Source organism: Foetidibacter luteolus, from assembly GCF_009650435.1.
Classification (GTDB): Bacteria; Bacteroidota; Bacteroidia; order Chitinophagales; family Chitinophagaceae; genus Foetidibacter; species Foetidibacter luteolus.
Map to the genome: position 1 here is coordinate 1 of NZ_VVIP01000086.1, position 9309 is coordinate 9309.

Annotated in this window: 4 protein-coding genes; 3 read left to right on the forward strand and 1 reads right to left on the reverse strand. The window is 44.0% G+C overall.

Annotated elements, in window-relative coordinates; translation table 11 throughout:
- Window positions 1–607 precede the first annotated feature (607 nt).
- The 3 genes from F0364_RS26235 (at window position 608) to F0364_RS26245 (ending at window position 9094) form a co-directional block, all read left to right on the forward strand.
- On the forward strand, window positions 608–3556 hold the full coding sequence (locus F0364_RS26235; protein ID WP_153800791.1) for a SusC/RagA family TonB-linked outer membrane protein: 2949 nt from the start codon (window positions 608–610) through the stop codon (window positions 3554–3556).
- Window positions 3557–3616: 60 nt separating this feature from the next.
- Window positions 3617–5206, forward strand: coding sequence for a RagB/SusD family nutrient uptake outer membrane protein (locus F0364_RS26240; protein ID WP_207632891.1), 1590 nt, complete (start codon window positions 3617–3619; stop codon window positions 5204–5206).
- A gap of 357 nt (window positions 5207–5563) precedes the next feature.
- On the forward strand, window positions 5564–9094 hold the full coding sequence (locus F0364_RS26245; RefSeq protein ID WP_153800793.1) for a VCBS repeat-containing protein: 3531 nt from the start codon (window positions 5564–5566) through the stop codon (window positions 9092–9094).
- Between the two features lie 21 nt (window positions 9095–9115).
- Here F0364_RS26245 and F0364_RS29100 read toward each other — a convergent pair.
- The coding region (locus tag F0364_RS29100; RefSeq protein WP_207632841.1) for a hypothetical protein at window positions 9116–9309 on the reverse strand (194 nt) is incomplete at its 5' end.

Here is a 9309-nt window from a genome sequence, read left to right on the forward strand (position 1 = left end):
CGGCGCCAAAGCACCTTCTTTTCCTAATAGTGGCTTTCCACTCTTGAGTTGTTCCAGGGCCTTGTTCTTCACGGCCTCGTAATCAAACCCGAACGGTGTTTCTGTTTTTGACTTCATCTTGATGTGTTAAAGGTTATCTTATTTTTTAACCTTGACACAGTTTATTTTACAGCCTCAAGTAGATATATATGTATATGTTGATTTCTTGAGATTTTAGCAGATAATACCTTCCATTCCAGGCCTTTGATTATTGTTTAACCGCTCTTGGGCATAGCTTACTTGGTTGTAGAACAACAAATCTGCACAATGGCCAGGCATAAACTTTTTTGTGAAACAGTGATTACGGAAAACATTTTACAAAAAATGTTTGAACGTATTTCGTGTAGTCGTTTGATAATCAATATTTTGACATTTCTTTCGTGTTAAAGCGGTTAACATTTGAACCCCTATTCAGAAACATTTGACCCCCCTGCGAAAACCAGTGCATCTGTAGTTTTGATATCGTGGTAGTCAGCACAGTGGTTTAAATTGTTTTTTGTACAATTAAAAATTTCCACTCAGATATAGTGAATGTAACCTTCTAAAAACTACTAAACGATTATTGCTTATGAAGATCAAGCTGCTTTTAAGGGGTATTGTTATACCCTTGGTTTCCTTCCTGCTCATTTCATCAACAACATTAGCCCAGTCAAAAAAAGTAACCGGTAAGGTAGTATCTGCCACGCAAGTTGCCCTGGCAGGGGTTAGTGTGCAGATAAAAGGCGCCAGTACAGGTACTGTTACAGATGCTTCCGGTAGTTATTCCCTTACAGTACCGGGCAATTCTTCTGTACTTGTATTTACTTTTATTGGTTTTGCAACAAAAGAAGTAGAGGTAGGTACACAGTCTGTAATTGATGTTCAGCTTTCAGAAAGCAGTGAGCAGCTTTCTGACGTAGTTGTTGTGGGTTATGGCACCCAGAAAAAGAAAGAAATTACCAGCGCCATAACTTCAGTAAATGCCGAACAATTTAATAAAGGTAATACGCCGGATGTAGCCCAGTTATTACAGGGAAAGGTTGCCGGCCTCTCCATTTCCAAAACCGGCGGCGACCCCAATGGTGGATTTGCCATCAGGTTAAGAGGCTTGTCTACGCTTGGCGCTAACAGCTCGCCGTTGGTAGTGGTAGATGGCCAGATTGGTATCAATATCAATACTGTAGATCCGAACGATATTCAGACAATGGATGTATTGAAAGATGCAGCTTCAGCGGCAATATACGGCACCCGGGGATCTGCCGGCGTAATCATCATTACTACAAAGCGTGGCGCAAAAGGTGCTTCCCTTGTATCTTATAATGGCTCTGTTACTTCGGAAAAAGCGGTAAAATTTACGCCGCACATGGATGCAAAAGAATATGTTGCAGCCGGTGGTACTGATTATGGCGCTAACACAGATTGGAATAAAGAAATTTCCCGTAATGCTATCAGCCATACACACAACCTTTCTCTGTCAGGAGGGAGTGGCGGTACTTCTTACAGTGCTTCAGTAAACTACCGCGATAACCAGGGCATAGCCATTACAACAGGCTTTCAACAGTTAAATGGCCGGTTTAGCCTGCAGCAAAAAGCCTTAAAAGATAAGCTGGTGTTTAACCTGGATATGACTACAACCAAGAGAAATGCGCAGTTTGGCTGGAGTGATGCGTTTAAATACGCCACCATTTTTAACCCAACAGCACCTGTTCGTAGCGATGACCCATTGTACGACAAAACAGGTGGCGGTTATTTCGAACAGGATTTTGTCGATTATTCTAACCCGGTAGCCGTTTTGGAGCAAAATGTTAACAGCAGGATTACTAAGCGCAATAACCTTAATGCGCTGGTAACTTATGAGGTTATCCGCGGTCTCAAGTTCGCTGTCAGGTATGCGCAGGAAAATAACAGTGAATATAACTGGGCATACCTCTCAAAAAGGTCTTTTTATGTGCGCAGTTTTTTGGGCGTAAGCGGTTTTGCAAGAAACGGTTTTGCATGGAAGCGTGATGACGAAAACTTTAACCAGCTATATGAAAATACGCTGGCCTACGATACCAAGATCAGCGACATAAAAGTATCAGCTATAGCGGGCTATTCTTACCAGGATTTCCAGAACAAAGGTTTTTTGGTACAGGCAGGTAATTTTATTTCTGACGCTGCAGGGGAAGATTTCAACAGTTCTCTTGACTTCAAAGATGGAAAAGCTTTCTCAGACAGCTATAAAAATGGCTCGAGGCTCATCGCATTTTTCGGCCGTTTAAACCTGAACTACAATGACTTCGCGTATATCTCGGCCAGTTTACGGCGTGAAGGTTCAACCCAGTTTGGTGTGAACAACAAATGGGGTATGTTTCCGGCTGTAAGTGGTGGACTTGACATTGGCAGGCTGGTTGATATTGCCAACGTAAACAGCCTTAAATTCAGGGCGAGCTATGGTATAACAGGTGCATTGCCTGGTGGTTCTTATTATTCCCAGCAGTTGGTGGGTCCTACAGGTAATCTGTTTTATTACAATGGTAGCTATGTTTCTGCTTACGAACCATCTCAAAATGCCAACCCTGACCTTAAATGGGAGAGAAAATCTGAATTTGACGTGGGTCTTGATTTTGCGCTTTTCAGTAACCGCCTCACTGGTACTATTGATTACTATAATCGTAAAACATCAGACCTTATTTTCAACGCGTTTGTTCCCGTACCTCCATTTCCAACCAACCGACAATATCAGAATATCGGCGTAATGGAGAGCAATGGGTTTGAATTTTTACTGGGTTATGATGTGCTTAAAGGCAGTGGGCTTGAATGGAACACTTCAGCAAACTTTTCTACATATAACGTAAAACTGGCCAGCCTGAATAAAGACCTGGCCGGCAGCTACGTAGGCGCAACTAACCTTGGTACACCAGGCCAGGAACAAACTGAAATTACCCGCGCTATGGAAGGCGAAAAGATTGGCATTCTATGGGGAGCAGTTTACCGGGGACTAAATAAAGAGGGTAGATATTTATTTGATGACGGTAATGGCGACACTACCAGAAGCGATGCTTATAAAACAATTATAGGCAACGGTCTGCCTGATTTTGAACTTGGATGGAGTAATACTTTCCGGTACAAAAATTTTGACTTTAATTTCTTTTTAAGAGGTGCATTTGGTCATCAGCTAGTAAATACCTATCGCGGGTTTTATGAAAATGGGACGCCATCCGTAGTAAACAATTATAATGTTGTAAAGACGAAATACTTTAATCCCGGCCTGAATGATCAGCAGATATTCAGCAGCCTATTTGTAGAAAAGGCTTCTTTCATTAAACTGGATAATGCCACTATAGGTTATAATTTCAATCTTTCTTCACGGGGGGCAATAAAAAGTCTAAGAGCATTTATTACTGGTCAAAACCTTTTTGTTATAACAGACTATACAGGTGTCGATCCTGAAGTAAGGTATTCTGATGGTACCAATATACTGGCTCCTGGCGTTGACCGCAGGGAAACCTGGGTTCGTACAAGGGCATTTACACTGGGTGTTAACCTGCAGTTTTAATCATTCATAACCTAATTTATTCTCCATATGAAATTAGTATCAACCATAAAATATTCGTTCATGGGTCTTCTTTTCATGGCATCCTGTACTAACCTGGATGAAAGGGAAGAACTGTATGATACCGTAACCAGCGATAATTTTTATAAAACAGATGAAGAACTGGTAGCGGCGCTGGGTGCAGCTTATACCAACCTCTATGGCACATTTGGTAATGCGGATAACATTATGCCTTTACAGGAAGTAACTACCGATGAAATGGTAGTGCCTACACGCGGGCCAGACTGGGGCGATGGCGGCCACTGGGTTAGATTGAAAAAACATATTTACAAAGCCGACGACCCTCGCCCAACCGGTACATGGGAAAGGCTTTACAAAGGTGTAAATACCTGTAACCGCCTCCTGGCAACGTTAGAGCCACTGGGTACCGATGCCTCTAAAAAATATGTTTCTGAATTGAAAGCCTTGCGTGCTATTTACTTTTACTGGCTGCTGGATTTGTATGGTAATGTTCCAATCACTACAGACTTTGCCAATACAGAGCCGCCAGCCAATAATACACGCAACGAAGTGTATGAATTTGTTGAAAAAGAATTGCTGGAAAACATCCCGTCATTGCAAAAAACCGGCCCTAACAATGGCGAAACTTATGGCCGTGTTAACTATTACACTGCTTATGCCACTTTAGCAAAACTATATTTGAATGCGCAGGTGTATACCGGTACGCCTCAGTGGGATAAAGCCATAGCAGCCTGCGATGAAATTATTAATTCAGGTCAGTATGCGCTTATGGCTAACTACGCCGATAACTTTAAAAAAGAAAACAAAGGTTCTACTGAATTTATCTGGGTTATACCTTATGATGAAATTAAAGCTACAGGTTTTACCACTCCCCTTATAACGTTACACCCCGCACAGCAAAGCGCATACAGTCTTGGACTACAGCCCTGGAATGGCTTTGCCAGCGTGCAGGAATTTTACCAGTCTTACATTGATCCTGCACAAAATCCTGGACCCAAGGGGTTAGTAGTGGGAGTGGGCCTTAATGGAGATATGGACAGCGGGACTGTTGACAAAAGATTGTCCAATTTTATTGTCGGCCCACAATACCAGGCAGACGGTGTGACACCTTTACTTGATGCCGCTTCAGATGACCCGGGAGGAAATCCTCTTGTATTTACCCCTTATATGAATGAGTTAGAACCTGCTGCCTGGAGGCAATCCGGCGCAAGAATTGGCAAATGGGAAATCTATAAAGGTGGTACCGGTAATTTAAGTAACGACTATTGCATTTTCCGTTATGCAGATATATTGTTAACAAAAGCAGAGGCATTAGCAAGAAAGAATGGCTGGGGCGATGCGGTTGCTTTGGCATTGGTTAACCAAATCCGTACAACGCATGGCGGTGTAGATCCGTATGCTTCACTTGATGCCAATAAATTTTTAGCAGAGCGTGGACGCGAAATGTTTGCGGAAACAACTCGTCGCCAGGATCTCATCCGTTTTGGCAAATACAACGATGCATATCGTTTCCATGCCGCAGATCCTGTAGACAACCTGGGTCCAAATGGCATCAATCACCTAAATGTGTTCCCCATTCCGGCAACACAATTGAACGCCAATAAGAACCTGAAACAAAACCCGGGTTATTAACAAGTTTAGGTTTGACTTAGCATAATCAATCCTTGTCTAAGGAATGCAGGCGAACTGGGTTCGCCTGCTTTTCTTATCTCTTTTGAAGATGGCTGCTAAGTTTTGAAATAAAACAGGTCTTTGGATAGCGCAATGGGGTTCACGTAGATTGTTTCCCCATTCACAATTGACCATTCACCATTCACGATTTATGATACCGGCTGCGGCCTTTCATGGGGCATCGTTGCGTCGCAAGCACTTTATCGTCCGGTTTTTCATGGCGACAGTTAAGCGGAGATGAAGCCCCGATAACCCATGAAAGTACGATTCACTATAATGGATAAGAGGTTTGAGTAATCTCTCGCCCTTTTTATACAAATGCTAAGTATAAAACCTGTAAATATCATGTTCAGTTACCGGTTAACGGTAATTGTACTTGCCGCTTGCATGGCAGGTATCAGCATCAGTTGCAATACGGATGCCCCTTCATTAACAACCACCCTTTTCACCAAGTTGCCATCTTCAGAAACTGGCATTCATTTCACCAACAATGTTACCTATACGGAAGAGTTTAACCCCTACACCTTCCGTAATTTCTATAATGGGGGGGGCGTAGCCGTTGGCGATATCAACAATGACGGTTTGCCCGATATTTTCTTTTGCAGCAACCAGCATTCCAATAAACTTTATCTCAACAAAGGCAATTTTGAGTTTGAAGATATTACTCAGAAAGCCGGTGTTGCATCAGATGGTGTTTGGTCAACCGGCGTTACTATGGCCGATGTTAACGGCGATGGCTGGCTGGATATTTATGTGTGCAAGTCTGGAGATATGAGCGGCACAAGACGAAGTAATGAACTGTTTATAAATAGCAGCAAGATTCCTGTTGGAGGTGGCCGGGGGGAGGTCTCTTTTGTCGAACAGGCCCATGAGTTTGGTCTGGATACCCGTGGGCTCTCTACACATGCGGCATTCTTCGATTATGATAATGATGGTGATTTAGACTGCTACCTGCTTACCAACTCTTTCAAGTCTGTAGGAAACTATGATCTGGTAAAAGATCAACGAAAGATACCTGATAGCCTGGGCGGCAACCGCCTGTACCGGAACGATGAAAATCATTTTGTTGACATTACCAGGCAAGCCGGCATATACAGCAGTAAGATTGGTTTTGGGCTTGGCGTAACCGTATCAGACATAAATAAAGATGGCTGGCAGGATATCTACGTATCCAACGATTTTTTTGAAAAGGATTATCTCTATCTAAACCAGCAAAATGGTCTGTTTAAGGAATGCCTGGAGGATTATATCAGCGAGATAAGTATGAACTCCATGGGCGCTGACATTGCTGATATTAATAACGATGGCAACCCGGAAATATATGTAACGGATATGCTGCCCGAAACAGAAGCAAGAAGTAAAACCAAAACCAATTTCGAGAACTGGGACAAGTACCAATCCAATCTTGCCAATGGTTATTATAAACAGTTTGTGAGAAACGCTTTACAGTTGAATAACGGCAATAATACATTCAGCGAAATAAGCAGGATGGCCAATACTTCTGCCACAGACTGGAGCTGGGGGGCATTGATAACAGACTTTGATAATGATGGGTTCAAAGATATTTTTGTAGCCAACGGCATTTATAAAGATATCACTGACCAGGATTATATCCAGTATGCAAACAATTCGTATGCTGATATCCGTCAGCAGATTATGAACAAGGAAAAAGATGTTATCAGGAAGCTGATAGATTTAATTCCCTCCAATCCGGTATCTAACTATGCGTTTAGCAACAATGGCGATTTAACGTTTACGAATAAAGCCAAAGAGTGGGGCCTGGATGAACCGGGTTTCAGCAATGGTTCCGCCTATGCGGACTTAGACAATGATGGCGATTTGGATTTGGTGGTGAACAATGTAAACATGCCGTGCAGCATTTACCGTAACCAGAGCATGCAGCAGCACCCGGAAAACAAATTCCTGAAAGTGGCTTTAGAGGGAGAAGGCAAAAACAAATTCGGGATAGGTGCCAAGGTAACGGTGTACCATAACAATACCATCGCCTACCAGGAACAGATGCCCATGCGTGGTTTTGAATCCACCGTGGATGAGCGGCTGAATTTTGGGCTGGGTAAAACAGGCCAGATAGATTCCGTCACGGTGCAATGGCCCGATGGCAGGCAAAATGTGATAAGGCATGTGCAGGTAAATCAGCAGTTGGTGGTGAAGCAGGGGGAAGGGCGGTTGCCGGTTGCCGGTTACCAGTTGCCGGTAAGCAAAGCAATGACTGTTAAACAAAAAACATCAAAAGAAAATACTTTAAAACTTATAAAGCCGGCAGTATATAAAGAGGGTACACCCCTACAGCCCACTCACCACTCACTACTCACTGCTCACCATTCACCGCTCACCGCTCATCACTCGCCATTCCGCATAGAGGCTTCACCATCCACTGTTCCCTTCACCCACCGGGAGAACGGGTTTATAGACTTCGACCGCGACAGGCTGATCTTTCACATGCTCTCCACACAGGGGCCCAGGATAGCCAAAGGAGATATTAACAGGGATGGCCTGGAAGATATCTATATCTGCGGCGCCAAAGACCAGGCCGGTGCACTGATGATACAAACGGCAGGCGGCCAATTCAAAAGAACCAATGAGGCCCTGCTGGAACAGGACAAGCTGAGCGAAGACACCGATGCGCTGTTTTTTGATGCGGATAATGACGGCGATGCGGACCTGTATGTATGCAGTGGAGGAAACGAGTTTTCACCCAATTCAACCGCGTTGATGAACCGGCTGTATACAAATGATGGCAAGGGCCGGTTCACAAAATCCGGCCAGGTATTGCCTTCTTATATTTTTGAGAGCACCAGTTGTGTAAGAGCGGCTGATTATGACGGCGATGGCGATATGGACCTGTTTGTAGGGGTACGGCTTAAATCGTTTAGTTATGGGTACCCCTGTAAAGGCTATGTGCTGCAAAACAATGGCAAAGGCTTTTTTACAGATGTAACGGAAACGGTAGCCCCTGCACTTAAACAGGCAGGCATGATCACCGATGCGCAGTGGCTGGACTATGATAACGACAAAAAGCCCGACCTGGCCGTAACCGGCGAATACATGCCGGTAAGGATATTCCACAACGAAGGCGGCAAGCTTACAGAAGTAACCGAAGCGGCAGGATTAGGCAAAACCAACGGCTGGTGGAACCGGCTGATAATAGCTGATGTTAACCATGATGGCTACGCGGATATGATAGCGGGCAACCATGGGCTTAACAGCAGGTTTAAGGCAACAGCGGAGAAACCGGTAAGTATGTATGTAAGCGACTTTGATAACAACGGCAGCATAGAACAGATCATTACCTGTTACAACAAAGACAGCGCTTACCCGATGGTGTTAAGGCATGACCTGGTAAATGTATTGCCATACCTGAAGAAGAAATACCTGAAATACGAGAATTACAAAGAGCAAACGATTACAAAGATGTTTACGGAAGAACAGTTAAAAAAGGCTGTGAGGCTGGAAGCTTTCATGATGCAGAGCAGTGTGTTGATCAACAATAAGAACGGCACATTCAGCGTACAGGCTTTGCCAACAGCCGCGCAGTTGTCACCGATGTATGGCATAGCTGCGGAAGACTTTGATGGAGATGGCCATGTGGATATTGTGATGGGTGGCAACTTTTACGAGAGTAAACCGGAAGTGGGCATTTATGATGCCAGCTACGGAACGTTTATGAGAGGGGATGGCAAGGGAGGTTTTAAAGCCATGAGTGCGCAACAAAGCGGCATTAACATAAGGGGGGCAGTAAGAGATATGGTAACGATAAAGAATGGTAAAAAGAAGAGGCTGCTGGTAGCGATGAACAATGAGGCGGTGAAGATGGTGAAGGTGGAGTAGTTGCAGGTTGCTGGTTACTGGTTACTGGTCTGTTGAAGGGTTAGAGGTTGATAAGATGTTGCGGTGGTGATATTCTACCGGGGCTGAAAAGTCGCCCAAAGAACAGAACGATGAAGTGATTGCGACGCAACGAAGTCCCCATGAAAGGCCGCAGCCGGTATCATAAATTATCGCGGCCTTCATTGAGGCAAAAAATACAACAACAGATAGCGAAA